Annotated in this window: 12 protein-coding genes; 5 read left to right on the forward strand and 7 right to left on the reverse strand. The window is 49.0% G+C overall.

The window, feature by feature from the left end:
- Positions 1-39: 39 nt before the first annotated feature.
- Genes FEN17_RS10310 through FEN17_RS10320 form a run of 3 tightly spaced genes read right to left on the reverse strand, consistent with a single transcriptional unit; the run spans position 40 to position 4,860 of the window.
- Positions 40-1,986 carry a 7TMR-DISM family protein gene (locus FEN17_RS10310; RefSeq protein WP_138365159.1) on the reverse strand — a complete coding sequence of 649 codons (1,947 nt, stop codon included), beginning with the start codon at positions 1,984-1,986 and terminating at the stop codon, positions 40-42.
- 41 nt (positions 1,987-2,027) lie between these two features.
- Positions 2,028-3,272, reverse strand: a complete 1,245-nt coding sequence (locus FEN17_RS10315) for a winged helix-turn-helix domain-containing protein (protein ID WP_205748122.1) — start codon at positions 3,270-3,272, stop codon at positions 2,028-2,030.
- A 13-nt stretch (positions 3,273-3,285) separates the two neighbouring features.
- Positions 3,286-4,860 carry a M12 family metallopeptidase gene (locus tag FEN17_RS10320; protein ID WP_138365160.1) on the reverse strand — a complete coding sequence of 525 codons (1,575 nt, stop codon included), beginning with the start codon at positions 4,858-4,860 and terminating at the stop codon, positions 3,286-3,288.
- Between the two features lie 183 nt (positions 4,861-5,043).
- On the opposite strand from FEN17_RS10320, the gene FEN17_RS10325 reads away from it, so the two are divergent.
- Complete coding sequence (locus FEN17_RS10325) at positions 5,044-7,062, forward strand: M13 family metallopeptidase (RefSeq protein WP_138365161.1); 2,019 nt, start codon at positions 5,044-5,046, stop codon at positions 7,060-7,062.
- A gap of 75 nt (positions 7,063-7,137) precedes the next feature.
- Here FEN17_RS10325 and FEN17_RS10330 read toward each other — a convergent pair whose 3' ends face one another.
- On the reverse strand, positions 7,138-7,506 hold the full coding sequence (locus FEN17_RS10330; RefSeq protein ID WP_171037891.1) for a hypothetical protein: 369 nt from the start codon (positions 7,504-7,506) through the stop codon (positions 7,138-7,140).
- 169 nt (positions 7,507-7,675) lie between these two features.
- On the opposite strand from FEN17_RS10330, the gene FEN17_RS10335 reads away from it, so the two are divergent.
- A complete protein-coding gene (locus FEN17_RS10335; RefSeq protein ID WP_138365163.1) occupies positions 7,676-10,108 on the forward strand; it encodes an ABC transporter permease in 2,433 nt (810 codons plus the stop codon).
- Positions 10,109-10,141: 33 nt separating this feature from the next.
- The gene (gene msrA, locus FEN17_RS10340; RefSeq protein ID WP_138365164.1) at positions 10,142-10,636 is read left to right on the forward strand and encodes a peptide-methionine (S)-S-oxide reductase MsrA; all 495 of its coding nucleotides are present in this window, start codon (positions 10,142-10,144) and stop codon (positions 10,634-10,636) included.
- A 296-nt stretch (positions 10,637-10,932) separates the two neighbouring features.
- Here the strand turns inward: msrA and FEN17_RS10350 are convergent, their stop codons facing one another.
- Complete coding sequence (locus tag FEN17_RS10350) at positions 10,933-11,448, reverse strand: hypothetical protein (RefSeq protein WP_138365165.1); 516 nt, start codon at positions 11,446-11,448, stop codon at positions 10,933-10,935.
- A gap of 94 nt (positions 11,449-11,542) precedes the next feature.
- On the opposite strand from FEN17_RS10350, the gene FEN17_RS10355 reads away from it, so the two are divergent.
- Entirely contained in the window at positions 11,543-12,391 is an 849-nt protein-coding gene (locus FEN17_RS10355) for an SMP-30/gluconolactonase/LRE family protein (protein ID WP_138365166.1), read from the forward strand.
- A 255-nt stretch (positions 12,392-12,646) separates the two neighbouring features.
- Here FEN17_RS10355 and FEN17_RS10360 read toward each other — a convergent pair whose 3' ends face one another.
- Complete coding sequence (locus tag FEN17_RS10360; RefSeq protein ID WP_138365167.1) at positions 12,647-13,891, reverse strand: dipeptidase; 1,245 nt, start codon at positions 13,889-13,891, stop codon at positions 12,647-12,649.
- Between the two features lie 230 nt (positions 13,892-14,121).
- Positions 14,122-15,426, reverse strand: a complete 1,305-nt coding sequence (locus FEN17_RS10365; protein WP_138365168.1) for a hypothetical protein — start codon at positions 15,424-15,426, stop codon at positions 14,122-14,124.
- A gap of 108 nt (positions 15,427-15,534) precedes the next feature.
- Here FEN17_RS10365 and FEN17_RS10370 point away from each other — a divergent pair, with 108 nt between their 5' ends.
- The gene (locus FEN17_RS10370) at positions 15,535-17,355 is read left to right on the forward strand and encodes a M2 family metallopeptidase (RefSeq protein WP_138365169.1); all 1,821 of its coding nucleotides are present in this window, start codon (positions 15,535-15,537) and stop codon (positions 17,353-17,355) included.
- Positions 17,356-17,360 lie beyond the last annotated feature (5 nt).

Raw genomic sequence — 17,360 nt, forward strand, 5'->3', positions numbered from 1 at the left:
GCCAACCGTGGATTTTTAGCAAAAAAATGTGAGAACTTTTCAGGCAGGTTCGAGGGAATGATCCAGCACAAGCAGGCTCCACCCCTCTCCCGACCTGGAAGCGGCGATTTCCTTGCGCCGGTCCTGCATGACTTTTTTGATCCGGCTGGCATAGGCCCAGCAAGTGCCCTGGCGGATCGAGAGAATTTCTGACAGCTTGTGAGAAGAGATTTTGCCTTTGGTCGTATACATCAAAAAGACCATATAAAAGGCTTTGTTGATCGGAATGCGGGTGTTTTGGAAAATGGTATGGGAGATCACCGATTCGTCGTAATCGCATTTGGCGCAGCGGCGGCTATGGGGTGAATGTCCATGAAAATAATGGTCGTGACCACATTTACGACATTCATAATGTCCACTGGCGGCATCGTTGCCCCACTTCATGGAAGCAAGGAACCGGAAACAGCTATCATTATCCGGATAAATCTTGCTAAATTCTTCAAAGTCCACCTCCGCCGACATCACGCGCGCCTGCGTCACCTTGACGACGCTGGTATGCAGCACTTCGTTATCCTTTTCCAGCAGCAGGTTCATTTGCAGGATCTCCTCTTTCTGCTGCTGCAAAAGCGCATTTACCTCGGTCAGCTCTTCATTTTGCGCTTCAATGATGGCCGATTGTTCCAGCACCTCCCGCGTCCGCTCCTCCACCTGCGCTTCTAGCCTGACATTCAGCGAATCTTTCAGCTTTTCATTCAAATGCATCTGCCGGATGATCTGCCGCTGCGCCTTTTCTTTTTTTGTTTTCAAAACCCGCACCTTATCCCCGATCGCAAAAGACAGGAAGATCATTTCCAAAACAAAACAAATACTCAGACTATAATAGGTGACTACGCCAAAGTTCAGACCTTCCACATGCAGCATCAACAACAACTTGTGAATGAACCCGATAGAAAGAAATGTATATCCCAACACAAAAAACCGCGCAGGATGATAACCTTGCCGGTAAATGTAAATGCCGGTGTAAAATGCGACGGCGAGCGGCACCAGCTCCACGAATTTGTAGCTAAACCAATCGGTATTGAAAAACAGGCAGATCAGGAAAAACAAGGTCCGCAGCCCCATAATCCAGATAATGACGCGGTCGAGTACCGGCGCTTTTTTGTGGGTGTAAAGCAGCGTACGGGTGAATTGTAGGGCGAAAATGCTGACCCCGTACAAGGCGATTCCGTAAGCATACTGGTTCCACTCCGGCGCATTGGGCCACAAATATTGATAGGCAACACCGTCGATACACATTTCAAAAAGGCCGACGCAAAGGTTGTAGAGCACATAATATAGGTACTGGATCTGCCGCACGGCCAGGTACATCATCAGATTATAGAAGCTGAAAACCAGCACCATACCATAGAAAATCCCGAAAATAAAGTACTCGTCCAGCGCATACTGGATAAACCGGTTTACCGAGCGAAGCACAATGATAGTGTCGGCGATCTGATGGGATTTCACACGGAAATAATACGTACCATCGTAGGCAGCGGTGTTGGCAATGTTGAGCTCAAAATTCTTGTGTGAATATTCCCGGTTCCGGAATGGCAGCTGGTCGCCCATGCGGCGGGTGGTGTAGCCGCCTTTTCCGTCGGGAAGGTAGGCGGTGATATCGTCGATGGTCTGGTCAAAAAATTCGAGTACCCAGTTTTTGCGGCTGTCGGGATTATGCAGAATCCTGATCCTGAACCAGTAAGTCGATTCCAAATTGTAATTCTGGGGCGTATTGGTGACGCTGTTGATGAAACGATCGCTTGATGCTGGCGACAAAACGTCTTTGAAAGAATAGCTTCCCGCCTTGTCTTCGAGGTACTGAATCTCTTTGCCAGTAAAAATATGCTGATCCTGAGAGTCCGTCACTTTTAATGTACGCTGCGCGAATGCTGGCACCAAAAAACTGATTACCAGCAAGATGGCAATCAGAACCGTATGGATATATTTGGAGGATGAAGGTATTTGCATGAAGTTATAACGCAGGTGCGCCGGTCAAATGTGTGTACCGATTACCCGGAAAAACTTTCGCTGATCGCTTCCAGGTAAGCTTCGTGATTGCATTTTTTAAAAACAATATCCTTGCATTGATTAAACCTCATAAATGCCCGCAGCGCCTGAACCAGCTTTTCAATGGTTTTTTCTTCCAGATCAACCGGCTCGAAATGCAGATTCTGGACGATCAACGTTTTCTGTTTTCGGTCGGCCTTTGAATCCATTCTTGCGATAAATGTATCCCCGGCGATGATCGGCAGTGAAAAGTAACCGTACTGACGCTTCGGCGCGGGCACGAAACATTCAATCTGATAATCAAAATTAAAGAAGTCTTTCAGGCGGTGGCGGAAGACATTCAGGATGTCGAAAGGTGAGAGAATGAAAACCTCGTCGGAAATTTCAACATCGATCTTCTGCTCCGGAAGCATATAAAACGGGCCTTTCAAACCTTCGACGGCCACGGTTTTGACCTCGCCGCTTTTCGCCATTTTTTCCAGCTCCTTTTTTACCAAATTGCCCTTTACGTAGCGGGCGCGCCACGCAATTTCCTTGACATACGCGATGCCGAAAGCGCCTAATGTGCGCCGGACCACAAAACGTGCGAATTCTTCGTCGGTCGGTAAGGTAAGATCAGTTTCGTGCGGCACCACATTCACCGGCAATACATATACTTTCTGGAAAGATTTGGTGCGGTTGATCATCAGGCTGCCGTCCAGGTACAATCTTTCGAGCGCGACTTTGGCCGGGCGCCAGTCCCACCAGCCGGTGCTGGCTTCCACGCGGTCGTTGTCAAAATCCCCCACCATAAGCGATTCTTCGCGCTCCGCCCGGTCGAGTACTTCCTGCATGAGCTTGATTTCGGCAGGCGTGAGTGGCTGGCGCTGTCTCTTGAATGCGTTTTTAACCGGTAAAGAAAACCGGAAATCGTGCATGGGCAGGTAACCTGAATCCGACGTGAAATATTCGAAAATGCTCCCGTCTTCACAAAGCTCCCGCAGCCAGTCAGTCTGATAATCGGGAATCCGGGCGGCCATGACGTGGTGATGCGCCCGCTCGACGACGTAATTGGTGTCCAGCTGCACAAATCCCAGGTGGTCGATTAATCTGTAAACTGCTTCAATTCCTGTCCCAAACTGTGCTTTCCGGGCAAGTCCGGCTGCATTCAGAATAATTTTCCGCGCCTGCGCTTTGGTAATGTTGATGATTTCCATCCTGCTAAAATAAAAAAAGACTGCCCCATTTTGAGACAGTCTTTCCGGCATTACAGCATGTTGATCAATAATAATTGTAAAAGTTGTATGCGGCGAGCTGCGTGGTAGACGACCATCCTGAGGAAACAATCGTGCTGGAACCGTTTGCCTCGACCCGGTACAAATTCCCCATATCAGCCACGTATAATTTCTTGTCCATGCTCGTCACCATCTGCGCGGCGGCGGTAAATGATGGCGAAAAGAGCAGCGCAAGGCCATTTGAAGGGTGCAATTTGTAGATCCCAAAGGTTTTTCCGGGCGTGGTTTTTACATAATATAGATATCCGCCCAGCGCAACAAGCTCCCTCGCATCGGCCACCGCGCAGATCTGACTGTAAATTCCCGTGTCCGGCGTCACGCGGAAAATGCCGTTTAAAGTCATGATATAAAAGAACCCGTCGGTGTAAACAATGTCCGTGGCAGGCAGCCAGATTTTGGATCCGATCGCCGAAGACGCACCCGTATCTGTATTTACTTTGATCAGCGTACCGTCATTGATCACATATAAAAACCCTTGCAGCAGTACCATCGCCTGCACTGCATTGTAGCCGGTCGCGATCACTTTCTGGTTACCATTCAGCGGGTTGATTCTCAGGAGCGAACCATTTTGCGCAGCATAAAAAAAGTAAGGATCCGCCGTAACTGCGCGCGTACTTCCCCAGCCTGCCGTAAGCAACGCTTTACTTCCTCGGAGCGTGCTGGCAGCGTACAAATTTCGGCCGGCTATTGAAAAAATATTGGAATACATAGCGGTGAGGCAGCGGATATCATTGGGCGATAAATTGTCGCGTTGGATCGTGAATGTCTGGCCGCTTTTGGTCGTCATGGTCGGCAAATTGTTGCCTGAGCAGTAGTACGAGTCCATCATCATGACCGAGCCCAGGTCCATTTTGTCAAAATCAAATCCTGCATCACCCGACTGGTTGTGCATCAGGAAATTGGGTTGCAAACTAGCAGGAATGTTGGCAAAGTTGACGGTAATGGTCTGGTCCCGGTCGTTGCGTGTGTGCTCGTGAAACAGGCCTAATGTGTGACAGATTTCGTGCAGCACCCCGCCTTTGGAATAAGCCAAACCCAATGTTAAGAACTGCTGCCCGCCGGTGACGCCCACCGAAGACGAATATCCGCGGCCCAGCTTGAATGTCACGTAGTTATATTGGTTTGAGCGGTACACAAACTTGACCGGTACCGTGGATTCTATCAAAGCCATGGCGCTGTAAATGACGGAGGAATTGGTGACCGATTTGTCGATCGTGTAATACACAATCCCGTTCTCCCACCGCTGGCTGTTGAGCGATGCCCCGGTACCTTCCGTTTTTGCCCCGGTGTCGGCGCCAAGTTGTCTTTTTGACAAAACAATATCACCTTCCCAGATGGCCTCCTGGTTGATTTCGGTATATGTAATGTTCTGCCCGAAGAGCGTCCCCTTCTTTTCCTCGCCGGCTTCTCCCGGATAAGCTACCTCCGAAATGACTTTTTCCGACGGCTTATCGGTGGACGCTACCACCACATTTTCTTCTTTTAACTGAGAACAGGACGACAGGTGCAGGACGGTCAGGACGACGAGCGATGTTTTGGCTAGTGATAAAATGTTTTTCATTTCGATAGGATTTTGGATTGGATACAAATGCTGTTATGCTTATCGAAAGTAGCGCGGGCCGGCAGGTAGGGCCGGGAATAATCGACGAACGGCGGTCGATAATCGGGGAACGAAAATAAATGGGCACTTTTCCGTAAGTTGTGTCAGTTTAGTCACCCGCATAAACCACCATTTTTTCAAGATATGAAACTCATCTACTTCCTTCCGCTGGCAATCCTGGCGATAGTTGCCTGCCAGAAAAAGTCGGATTCAGCTACTAACCGAGTCGTGATCACGGGAATTGATTCAACCAAAAAGCCCGGAGACGATTTCTTCACGTATGCCAATGGAATCTGGTTTGACACCATCAAAATTCCCGACAGCCAGACGGGTGTAGGCTCTTATTCATTTCTCAATTATCCCCAGCGCAAGCGGCTGCAAGGTATTTTGGACAGCATTTCGGCAAGCAACAATGCCGCAGGAAGTGTGGAGCAAAAAGTAGGCGATTTTTATGCTTCGGGTATGGACACGGCGAAAATCAACCAGCGCGGTCATGAGCCGATCAAGCCGCTGCTGGCCCGCATTGATGCATTAAATGACATTCCGGCCATGATGAAACTGGTGGTGGAAGAGCAAAAAGCAGGAAATAATTCGATCATCAGCTTCTACGTCGGTCCCGACGATAAGCATAGTACCGTCAACATTGCGCAGTTTTTCCAGACGGGTATTGGGCTGCCGGAAAGAGATTATTATTTCAAAACAGACTCGACGACGGTCGGTGTGCAGAAGGCTTATCAAACTTATATGACCCAACTTTTTCAACTGTCGGGTGCGGACGCAGCTACGGCCGGAAAAAATGCGGCGATTGCTTATAACATTCAAAAACAGCTCGCCGGCGCGCACCGGACCAATGTGGAGCTGCGGGACGTAAAAGCGAATTACAACAAACTTTCCGTCGCGGCACTCGCTAAAAAGCATCCGAACCTGAACTGGACGGCGATGCTCAACGACCTGGGCGCCAAGGTAGATTCGGTAAATGTGGGCCAGCCAGGGTATTATGATAAGCTCAATGCCATGCTCCAATCTGTCCCGCTTGCTGATTGGAAAATTTACCTAAAAGCCGTCGCTCTGACCAATTATGCCAATTTCCTGAGCCGGCCTTTCGAGGACGCTTCTTTTGCCTATACCAAAATCCTGACCGGACAAGCTACCCGACAAACCCGCGCGGAGGAAATGACGCAGGCTATCGACCAGTCGCTCGGGGACGCGCTGGCGCAGCTGTATGTGAAAAAATATTTCCCGGAATCGGCACGAAAAAGGATGGCTGTTTTGGTGGATAACCTCAAAAAAGCCTTCGAAGCGCGCATTGACCGGCTGGATTGGATGAGCGATTCGACCAAAGTAAAAGCGAAAGACAAGCTGCATGCCTTTACGCAAAAAATCGGTTATCCGGATAAATGGCGCGACTATTCGAAAGTGGCGGTGAAGCGGGATACTTATTTTGAAAACCGCTTGTCGGCTGATAAAAACGAATATTTCTACAACCTGGATAAGTTGGGCAAGCCCGTCGACCGTACCGAGTGGCATACTACGCCGCCGACTGTGACAGCCTACAACAATCCGCCGCTCAATGAAATCGTATTCCCGGCAGGTATTTTGCAGCCTCCCTATTTCGACGTCAATGCCGACGATGCGCTGAATTACGGCGGTATCGGCATGGTGATCGGCCACGAAATCACACATTCATTCGACGACCAGGGCGCGCAGTACGACAAAGTCGGCAATGTCACAGACTGGTGGACGAAAGCGGATTACACCAAATTCAAAGCCAAAACCCAGCAGGTAATCGACCAGTATGACAAATTCACTGTCCTGGATTCCATGCACATCAAAGGTGCCCTCACCGTCGGCGAAAACACGGCAGATATTGCGGGCGTCGCCATCGCCTATGATGCATTTAAAATGACCGAGCAGGGAAAAGATACCACCAGGCTCGACGGATTCACGCCCGATCAGCGGTTTTTTATCTCGATCGCCCGGATCTGGCGCGTCAAAACGCGGGATGCCTATATGGCGATGTACGTCAATACCAACCCGCATTCACCGGCAAGGTGGCGGGTGAATGGCCCGCTGATGAATTTCACGCCATTTTACAAAGCATTCAATGTGCAGCCCGGCGATAAAATGTTCAAGCCGGAGAAAGACCGGATTGTGGTTTGGTAAAATGAAATGTTGAATGCAAAAAGGGCAGCCGACTTGGTCAGCTGCCCTTTTTTATCGTAAATACTGCTACTTAAATTACTTAGCTCCCTTCACAGCTCTGATAGGAAAGTCGCCATATTGAGAGGAAATTAAGCCTTTCAAAGTATCTCCTTTTTGTTCCAAAGCATATTTGAAAACGCCGCCCTGGTTTTCGGTGCTGAATGTAACTTTCCCGCCGCCGACCATCAATTCCTTCATTTCTATCTTTTCGCCGCCCTCGACGTATCCGGTGGTTTTGTTGTCTTTCATTTCAAAAACCAGGAATCCTGATTCATATTCAGGTGGCACATCGCTGATCAGGTATTTCCAGGTACCTACAATGTCGTCGGCAATGATCGCTCTCCGCGCCGCGATGGACAGGAAGCTAATCGCAATAATCATCAGGAAGTAATGCTTTGTTTTCATGTTCATTCAAATGTTTGAGTTTGACAGCTTTGATAAAAGCCCGAAAAATTTAATACAAATTCTCCTTATTCTATAATTTTTTGACATTATCCGTATAGAATTTTATCAGAAATGATTTTTAGATATTATATTACGAAAGATTTCGTATACATCTTTCACTAGCCAGGCCATGATTAAAAGCTACCTCAAAACTGCCGGACGCAGCCTGCTGCGCAACAAACTTTTTTCATTTATCAATGTTATCGGACTGGCTATCAGCATGTCCGTCGGATTGCTGCTGATTGCGTTCTTACTGGACCTCCGATCTTACGACCGCTTCAACAAAAATGGTGACCGCATTTACCGCATCACAAATGTGGCCAGTTTTAAAGGAGAGCGCGACGGTAAGTTTGGGACGACTTCTATCAAAACCGGAAAACTGATCCGGCAAAAAGTGACGGGCGTGGACGAAGTGGCAATTCTTCGCAGCGACTTCGAGCAGGATGCGCAGGTAGGTGATAACATTCTGCCTGTCAAAGGCTTTTGGGCAGAATCCTCCATTTTCAGGATTTTTAGTTTGCCTATGCTGGAAGGTAACCCTGAGACCGCGCTGAAAGACCCCTACTCGATCGTCCTCACCGAAACCGCGGCCAAAAAGCTTTTCGGAAACCAGGCTGCGCTCGGGAAATCCATCCAATTCGACTCGCTCGACTACCAGGTCACGGGCGTGATGCAGGACGTACCCTTCTTTTCGCACATCCATTTTGAGGCGCTGGTATCATTATCGACTGCTCAGCAACTGAATTTGAAAGATCAGAATTTTGAAAAATGGACGAGCATGTGGTCCAACTATGTATATGTGCTCTTGCCTGAAAATGCGGATAAAAAAGTTGTTCAAAAGCAACTGGACGCGATTGCGCGGGAAGAAAACCAGGCGGACGAGAATACGAACATTCAGCTTGAACTTTTGCCGCTATACAACATTGTGGTCGGCGAAAACCTGAGCCGGTCGATGGGGCCAGGCGGGCCGCATGTGCCGCCGGTGGCGCTCTGGATATTGGGCGGGCTGGCTTTGGTGGTTTTGTTATCCGCTTGTTTCAATTATACCAATTTATCAATCGCCCGCGGCATGCGGCGATTTAAGGAAGTAGGCTTGCGGAAAGCGATCGGTGCGGGGAAAAATCAGGTACGCCAGCAGTTTCTGGCAGAGGCAGTGATGATTTCGCTGGCTGCGCTTTTTCTTTCGTTTTTCCTATTCCTGTTTTTGCGGCCGCAACTGATCAACCTTGCACCCGAAATGCAGCGGCTCGTCAAGCTCGATCTTAACCCGGTCACGATCATTACCTTTATCATTTTTTCAATCACAATCGGCGTGATAGCAGGCTTCATGCCCGCGATTTTCTTTTCCAAAATCAGTGCGATCAGCGCATTCCGGAATGCCACCGGCCCTGCAATGCAATCCGTCAAGGCTTTCAGGCACATTACGCTCCGGCAAGGGCTGGCGGTGGTCCAGTATACGCTCACATTGATTTTCATCACCACAACCGCCATCGGTTATGTGCAGTACAAGAATATTCTCGCATTCGATCTCGGTTTTAATACTGATAACATTCTCAATATCAACATGCAGGGAAACAAGCCCGATGCATTGATGAAGGAACTGGGCGAAATGCCCGAGGTAACTGCCCTGTCGCGGTCGATAATCATTACCGCCGTGGGAAATGCCTGGGGAGGCAATATGAAGTACCGGAATTCGCAGGATTCGGCACTGGTGCTCACCAACCAGGTCGACGAAAACTATCTGAAAGTGCACGAATACAAGCTGATCGCAGGCGGAAATTTCCAAACGCGGCCTGCCAATTTCAAAAGTGCGCACGAGGTGATCGTCAACCAGCAGGTTTTGAAACGCTTCAACATTGGCGGCGGTGATCCCGCCAGGGCGATCGGCGAGGAAATTACATTCAGCAATTTTGGGGTTAGCGGACTCAGAATGACCATCGTCGGCGTCATGAAAGATTTTCACTACGGCAAAGTCGACAACGTAATCGGGCCGGTGGCGCTGATGCCCTGGACGCCCGAAGACCGGACGATTTTGAATGTAAAACTGAAAAGCAGCGACATGTTGGCCACGCGTGCGAAGATCGAATCGACCTGGAAAAAAATTGACCGCGTGCATCCGCTGGATGCCAAGTTTTATCAAGAAGAAATCGAAGAAGCGTACAGCGAGTTTTCTGCGATGATCAAAATCATCGGTTTCTTATCATTTCTCGCTATTTCCATCGCCTCGCTAGGCTTGTTCGGCATGGTGGTTTTCACGACTGAAACCAGGCTGAAAGAAATCGGGATCCGTAAAGTGCTGGGAGCCAATGAAGGTAGCCTGATGTTTTTGCTGAGCCGCAATTTCTTGGTTCTGCTATCGATTTCAGCAGTTATCGCACTGCCGGTTACTTACCTGTTTTTTGAGAAATTCATCCTCCGGAATTTCCCCTACCACACGCCGGTGCAGATCGTCGAGCTGTTTATCGGGTTGATCGCCGTGCTTGTGATCGCATTCGTTATGATCGGGTCGCAGACTTTACGGGCCGCGCGGACCAACCCGGTGGAGGTTCTTAAAAGTGAGTAGGAATTTAGGGCGGATTGCCCTATCTTGAATATTATGAAAAACGAAACTGCTATTTTGGCCGGCGGTTGCTTCTGGGGAGTGGAAGAACTGATCAGGCATCAACCCGGTGTTATTTCGACCGTTGTGGGCTATACGGGCGGCGATGTGGTAAATGCGACCTACCGGAATCACGGAACCCACGCAGAAGGGATTGAGATTGTTTTCGACCCGGAAAAGATATCTTATAGAAAACTGCTGGAATATTTTTTCCAGATCCACGACCCGACCACCCGCAACCGGCAGGGAAACGACATCGGTACCTCTTATCGCTCGGCTATATTCTATCTCAATGAAGAACAGCACGATACGGCGGTAAAGCTCGTCGAAGAGCTGGAAGCCTCAGGCCGCTGGCCAGGAAAATTTGCGACCGAAGTAGTGCCTGCTACCGATTTCTGGATCGCCGAAACCGAGCACCAGGATTATCTGCAAAAACATCCCGGCGGCTACACCTGCCATTTTGAAAGGCCCAGCTGGAAGTTGGAAAACTAAGATCGAGCTACATTGAAGGGGGAAGTCAGGCCGTCGGAAGTTGGCACAATTTCCCCTTCAATTTGGCCTGTTTTGCCTACTTGGGCCGCTGCATAGGTTGCCTTCGATCATTTTAAAATCTACCAACAAAAGCTTCCCTGGGCCACATTCCGTGAAATCAACACCGGCGGCCATCAGTTTGATAATGATCTGCGGATTGTAGCAGCGGATATCAAAGCGCTGCAATTTTAACATTAATGTATTTCAGCAAAACTGAGAATAAAGTAGCTGTCAGATTTCATCGTGATTTGAGACAGTTACTTCAAAATCCCGTGCTTCCGGTTCTGCGCATTATTTTCAAACTCAATCAAATAAGGATTACTTTTTGAATATCTCAGATACAAGGTATCCCCCTGCTTCAAATCGTAGCTGAACCGGACCTTACTTTGCAAAACTTTGCCATTTGCGACATAAGTGAAATTCCGGTAAAAATCTCTTCGGCTTCGCAGATACCTGCTCGAAATATCGGTCGCAATGCCGTAAGTGCTGACTCCATCCTGCTCAATTTTTTTGGTTTTAACAGAATAAAAAATTTGGGCATTGACATATAAGATCAACCCCACGAAAACCAGCCGGCCGATAAAAAACCCTAGAATACCTGCCGCCGTATCGGGGATCCAGCTATCGAAGCTCTGATACAATACCAGGCTGGCGACGACGACCAGCAGAAAGGGTACGAATGAAATAAACTTGTTTTCACCCATGCTGCCGTAAATGCCGAAAAAGGAAAACAATAAGATACAGCCTGCTAGAATGCTCCGACGGATAGTCATTTTGGAATAATGTTGCCTGATAACAAACCAATTTCGTTAATTGCTGAAAATTCATATCCACTTCCAACATTATTTAATCCTGAACAAAAAGCTCATGACAAAATCATTCCTATCTGCACTGACCGGCCTGGCTATTGGCGCCATCTCATTTGCCCAGGCACAAACCATTGATCTGAAACCAGTTTGGGAAACCGACACGACCATCCGTACCCCGGAATCGGTTTTGTTCGATCCTGCACAAAAAATCCTTTACGTGGCTTGTATCAATGGCGGCCCGAAATTGGAAAACAAAAGCAGCTTCATCGCCAAAGTAGGTCTCGACGGTAAAGTGAAACAGCTGAAATTTACCGAAAACCTCAATTCCACAAAAGGAATGGGCATGTTGGGCAAGAAATTATATGTAACCGAAATGACGCAGGTTGCTGAGATTGAGCTCGCTACGGGCAAAGTTTCAAACCGCTACCCGATCGAAGGCGCGAAGTTTTTGAATGATATTACAGTCGATCCTAAAAAAGGCATCGTATACATTTCCGACTCGGGTGAGGGCAAAGTCTGGGCGATTGATAAAGGAAAAGTCGTACCGGTGATGTCCGGCGATCCGCTGAAAGGAACCAATGGTCTTTTGTTTGAAAACGACGCACTGCTGATCGGAAATGGCGACGGCACCTTGTACAGCATGGATCTGCAAAGCAAGAAACTGACTTCGGTCGGTAAAGTGAGCGGCGGAATCGACGGCATTGTCGGTTTGGGAAACAAGACTTACATCGTCACCGAGTGGGGCGGAAAGATCTGGTACGTAAAAGCCGACGGCACAACCGAGCTGAAAATGGATACCTCAGCCGACAAAATCAACACCGCGGATCTTGCCTACGATCCGACAACGAAAATGATCTACGTCCCGACTTTTTTTCACAATACCGTAAAAGCATTTTCGCTTAAATAATTTTTTCAAAGACAAAAAAAGAGGTGTCCCGAAAAGGCACCTCTTTTTTTGTTGGGGCTTGCAAGCCTATTATCCGATTTCTACAACTGAATCCTTGACATTGGAGCGCTCGGGACTAAAAATGAGAGCAAAAAGCAGCATCACATAAAAGCGTTTCATGGTATTATTGAGAGGGATGGAGGTTGAGTATAATTTTTAATTGTAATTATACAAAAATCCCAAAACTCTTCAAAGTCGTTTGCAAGTATCTCCATGTTAAATTTTTCCTTCCGTCACTTGCCTGATCACACGCAGCCAATTTAAGCCAAGAATTTTCTTAATGCGCTGATCTGTGTAGCCGAGTCGCTGCAATGCCAGTGTTATCTGTGGATAATCACTGATATCCCTAATTTCCCGCGGAAGTTCCGGGCCGCCGTCAAGATCGGAGCCGAGGGCAATGTGGTCTTCACCCACAAGGTTTACACCGTAGTCGATCACCTTCGCAAGCTGGTCCACGTGCATCCAATATTCATCGGGGATGGTTTGGTTGTAGGTAAAAGGCAGTTCCTTCGCAAATTCTCGGTCCACGTCGTCAATGGTTTTTGAAGTATCCTGCGTCAGCAATATCCGCGGCGTTTTGGGTTGAGGGTTCGGCTGCACCCGGATCGGGTTGTTCTTCCGCTGCCATGCCCAGTATTTCGGATTGTTAAAAAGACTGCCAAAATGCACGCCGATCACGCCGCCTTTCGCCGCGATGGCTTTGGCCGCCTCGTCGGAAATACATCGGGGATGATCGACAATTTTGTAAAAACCCCCGTGACTGTAAATCACCGGATGTTTGCTCGTGGCAGCTGCCTGTAAAATGGCAGCATTGGAAGCATGCGCCACATTGATCACCATCCCCAGGTTGTTCATTTCCCTGATCACCGCCTTGCCGTGGTCATTGATCCCGCCCCAGGTATACACATCATTACAGGCATCGATAAAACCATTGGTCGTGCTATGGGCCGTCAGCTGCATGGAGCGGAGGCCCAATTTATATAGTGATCGCAGCAAATCCAGGTCACCATAAAGGTCATAACCGCCTTCCAAATCCAGGAAGGCCGCCATTTTTCCCTTTTTATTAATCCGCTCAATATCCGAAGCCGTCAGCGCCAGCTCAATCACCGCATTGTTTCTCTTAATCTGATCCAGCGCAAGGTTCACCACCCGAAATGTATTCTTGGTCTCAAACCGGCCCGGATAATAATTCTCCGGCGTATAAACAGAAAAAAACATCGCATCCAGCCCACCTTCCTTGGACCGCGGCAAATCCACCGTACCATCCTTGTATCGCTGACCAATATCGGTTTTCAGGATCAGCTCTCTGCTCATCACGTGCGTATGGCCATCCATCACAAAGGCATCGCGGTGAAGGTCTTGGGGTAGGGTTATGGCTTTGACGGCGGGATATTGTTCTAGCATAATATCTCCGGCTACCGGTAATAAAGTCAGGCTTTTTATAACATCTCTACGATTCATTTTTTCTAGTTCATTTTTGCTTGATTTCTAACAATTAAGGCACCTAACTTGTCAGGCTGAGCGGAGTCGAAGCCCTGTCACTGGCTCGGCAGAAAGCAAGGAGAGCGTTGTGCCAAGCCAGTAGCTGGGCTTCGACTCCGCTCAGCCTGACAAGGTTAGTGCAACGCGCATTGCCACATTTCGTTGGCTGTTCAGCTAAATGCGACAAGGTTTTAATAACTTCTTCCCCCTTACTCCGCAAACCCCCGCATGTAAGGCACATTTGGCGGCCTTTCGCCTTTGCTGAACTGGGCGCCCCTGCTCGTCTTGTATTTCATGTTCATAAAAGGCGTCTCTATCCTCCGCCCTATCGCGGAGTATTTTCCGTTTTCCCAGTTGGATTCCATGTTATAGGACGTGATGCCAGTCGATAAAAGCAGCCGCTCGGCGTTGAAGGGTTCTTTGCCGGTGACCATCATTTCGGTGATCCAGTGGGGTTGTGAATTGGAGGCGTGGTATTGGGAGAACGGGCCGGGCCAGTCTAGCATGGAGACGACGGTCGCTTCTTTCTGGCCGGAGATTTCGGCGGCGTAAGTCCAGCCTACATCCCGGGCGTTGTATATCGCGGCTTTTGTGCCGTCGTTATATTCCACAATACAGACGTTCGGCTTTTCGATTTCCTGAAAATGTCCGGGTTTGAGGTCGAATTTTTTCCTGACTGATTCCAGCAGATTTCCGGCCCACGGATTTTTTTCAGTCCACTTCCAGGTTTCAGGGCCGCGGATACATTGTACGGATTTCACACCTGACTCGCCACCTTTTCGTCGCTCCACAAATGCCTGCAAAACATCCACGCAGTGAAAAAGCGCACCTTCATCAACCGCGCCGCCGAGCATTACCGATGTTTTGATCGGTGTATCGGTATCCAGTTCAATCTCAGGTTTCCGGAAATAAACCGGTATTGAAGAGCCACCGGTGAGCGGGAAGTTCAGCTCCCGTGATTTGTCGAACATCCACTTCGCCTCGTCCCAGCTGATCGACAGGTGTTTATCATTAAAAATCGGCACCGAGCGCTTACTTTGTTCGAAAACCCGGATCACCTGCTGGTAGATCCACCACCTCGGCAGCATCCACTGACCTTTAATGTTGGTGGGATAGTCGCCATGCTCGCCGACGATCACCACGCCATCTACTGCCAGCTCTTTGCCACCCAGCGAAACCGCCTCGCCGACGGTTTTGAAAACCGGAATGTTCTTCTCTTTACAAACTTTCTGACCCAAAGTGCTGGTCTCGAACTGGTGCATATACACCGAGACCACTTCCACACGCGACGGCTTGTGCGCGCCTTCCCACCAATATCCGTCCATGAGTTTGGCGATGATCCAGTCGGCGTGCGAGCGGGTGGCGCCCCAGTAGGTGACGAGGCAGGCGATGCGCGGTTTGGCAGGCGGATTTTGTGAAGTAGCATTGGCAGAAAAGCCAGTGAGGGTAGCTAAACCGGCCAGACCGGTCAACCCGAGCATTTCGCGCCGGGTGATTTGTGGGTTAATGTCCATAAGGATGGTGTTTAGGAATATTTACCAATGTATAAATTTTATTTTTTACACATTCAGATATCCTGACACAAAGAGTAAATTGGTGAACCTTAACTAAATCTTCTGCCTATGAAACTGATCTACGCTTTTTCACTGATCGCCTTGCTGGCTGGCTGTGGTAAGTCCAATGAAAAATCCACCGGCGACGAGTCACTGCAATCCCAGGCCCAGGCTTATCTGGATAGTTACAACCAGGAATATCAAAAATTAAGTACTGCCTCCAACGAAGGCCAGTGGCGGCTGAACACGCACATTGTCAAAGGTGATTCTACGGACTCCAAAGCGGCAGCGGCTTATGATGAGGCAGTTGCCAAATTTACCGGCAGCACGGCCAACATCGACAGCGCAAAAAAATACCTCGCCCTGAAAGAAAAGCTGAGCCAGATCCAGGTAAAACAATTTGAATACATTCTGTTCGTCGCTGGGAATAATCCTGCCACTGCCGGCAAACTGGTGAAGGAAAGGATCGACGCGTCCAATGCCCAGCTCGAAAGACTTTACGGATTTACCTACACATTAAATGGCAAAAAGGTATCCACGAATGATCTGGACGCAATCTTAAAAAGTTCTTCCCCGCTAAGCGAACATTCGGCCGCCTGGGCAGCCAGCAAGGAAGTGGGCAAAACTTTGAAAGACGGTTTGGTACAACTTCAAAACCTGCGAAACGGCTGCGTAACCCCGCTGGGCTACTCCGATTTCTTCGCCTACCAGGTCAGCGAGTACGGCATGAATTCAAAGGAAATGCTGGATCTGACGCAGGGTTTTATCAAAGATGTTTGGCCGCTATACCGCGAGCTGCATACATGGGCAAGATATGAGCTCGCAAAAAAATACCAAAAACCGGTTCCGCAATACCTGCCCGCCGACTGGCTTCCCAATCGCTGGGGCCAGGATTGGAGCGCGATGGTGAATGTGGAAGGTTTGAACATTGATCCGGTTTTGAAGAAAAATGGTCCGGAGTGGATTATGAAAAAGGGGGAGGAATTCTGGGTCAGTCTGGGTTTTTCAAAGCTTCCACAAACATTCTGGGAAAAGTCGTCACTGTATCCTCTGCCTGCCAATGCTGTATTTTCCAAAAACAACCACGCGTCGGCCTGGCATATCGACTCTGACAAAGACGTCCGCTCTCTCATGAGCGTGGAGCCGAATACGGAATGGTGGACGACGGTTTTGCATGAGCTGGGCCACATTTATTATTATATGGAGTATTCCAATCCGCAGGTCCCGATTGTCCTGCGCGGGGGTGCCAACCGCGGCTTTCACGAAGCATTTGGCAGTATGATCGGGCTGGCCTCGCTGCAAAAACCGTTGCTGGAAAACCAGGGACTGATCGCAAAAGGTGTGGCGACAAATGACACATTAAAACTTCTGGGCGAGGCACTTAGCTATGTGGTGAACATTCCGTGGGGCAGCGGGGTGATGACGAATTTTGAGTACGAACTCTACGCAAATCATTTACCTAAGGAACAATACAATGCGAAATGGTGGGACCTTGTGAAAAAATACCAGGGCATTGTGCCACCGCAGGAGCGGAAAGATGCGGACGGCTACTGCGACGCAGCAACCAAAACGCACATCAATGATGACCCGGCGCAGTATTACGACTATTCGATCAGCAACATCCTGCTTTTCCAGGTCCACGACCACATTGCCAAAAACATCCTGAAACAAGATCCGCACGCCACCAACTACTGGGGCAGCAAGCCCGCCGGCGATTTCCTGCGCAAACTCATGCGTCCCGGCGCGACGGTCGAGTGGCGGGAACATTTGAAATCGGCGGTCGGCAGTGAGATGAGCGCCAAACCGATGGTCGATTACTTCTCCCCGCTGATGGCCTATTTGAAAAAACAAAATGCGGGAAGAAGCTATACCTTGCCTGAAAAGTTGTGATAACC

Origin of the sequence: Dyadobacter luticola (genome assembly GCF_005860805.1) — a bacterium.
Classification (GTDB): domain Bacteria; phylum Bacteroidota; class Bacteroidia; order Cytophagales; family Spirosomataceae; genus Dyadobacter; species Dyadobacter luticola.

Excerpts from the sequence above, each read along its gene's own strand:
- FEN17_RS10310 (WP_138365159.1), bottom strand. The coding sequence starts at position 1,986 with ATGCAAATACCTTCATCCTCCAAATATATCCATACGGTTCTGATTGCC.
- FEN17_RS10315 (WP_205748122.1), bottom strand. The coding sequence starts at position 3,272 with ATGCCGGAAAGACTGTCTCAAAATGGGGCAGTCTTTTTTTATTTTAGC.
- FEN17_RS10320 (WP_138365160.1), bottom strand. The coding sequence starts at position 4,860 with ATGAAAAACATTTTATCACTAGCCAAAACATCGCTCGTCGTCCTGACC.
- FEN17_RS10325 (WP_138365161.1), top strand. The coding sequence starts at position 5,044 with ATGAAACTCATCTACTTCCTTCCGCTGGCAATCCTGGCGATAGTTGCC.
- FEN17_RS10330 (WP_171037891.1), bottom strand. The coding sequence starts at position 7,506 with ATGAAAACAAAGCATTACTTCCTGATGATTATTGCGATTAGCTTCCTG.
- FEN17_RS10335 (WP_138365163.1), top strand. The coding sequence starts at position 7,676 with ATGATTAAAAGCTACCTCAAAACTGCCGGACGCAGCCTGCTGCGCAAC.
- msrA (WP_138365164.1), top strand. The coding sequence starts at position 10,142 with ATGAAAAACGAAACTGCTATTTTGGCCGGCGGTTGCTTCTGGGGAGTG.
- FEN17_RS10350 (WP_138365165.1), bottom strand. The coding sequence starts at position 11,448 with ATGACTATCCGTCGGAGCATTCTAGCAGGCTGTATCTTATTGTTTTCC.
- FEN17_RS10355 (WP_138365166.1), top strand. The coding sequence starts at position 11,543 with ATGACAAAATCATTCCTATCTGCACTGACCGGCCTGGCTATTGGCGCC.
- FEN17_RS10360 (WP_138365167.1), bottom strand. The coding sequence starts at position 13,891 with ATGAATCGTAGAGATGTTATAAAAAGCCTGACTTTATTACCGGTAGCC.
- FEN17_RS10365 (WP_138365168.1), bottom strand. The coding sequence starts at position 15,426 with ATGGACATTAACCCACAAATCACCCGGCGCGAAATGCTCGGGTTGACC.
- FEN17_RS10370 (WP_138365169.1), top strand. The coding sequence starts at position 15,535 with ATGAAACTGATCTACGCTTTTTCACTGATCGCCTTGCTGGCTGGCTGT.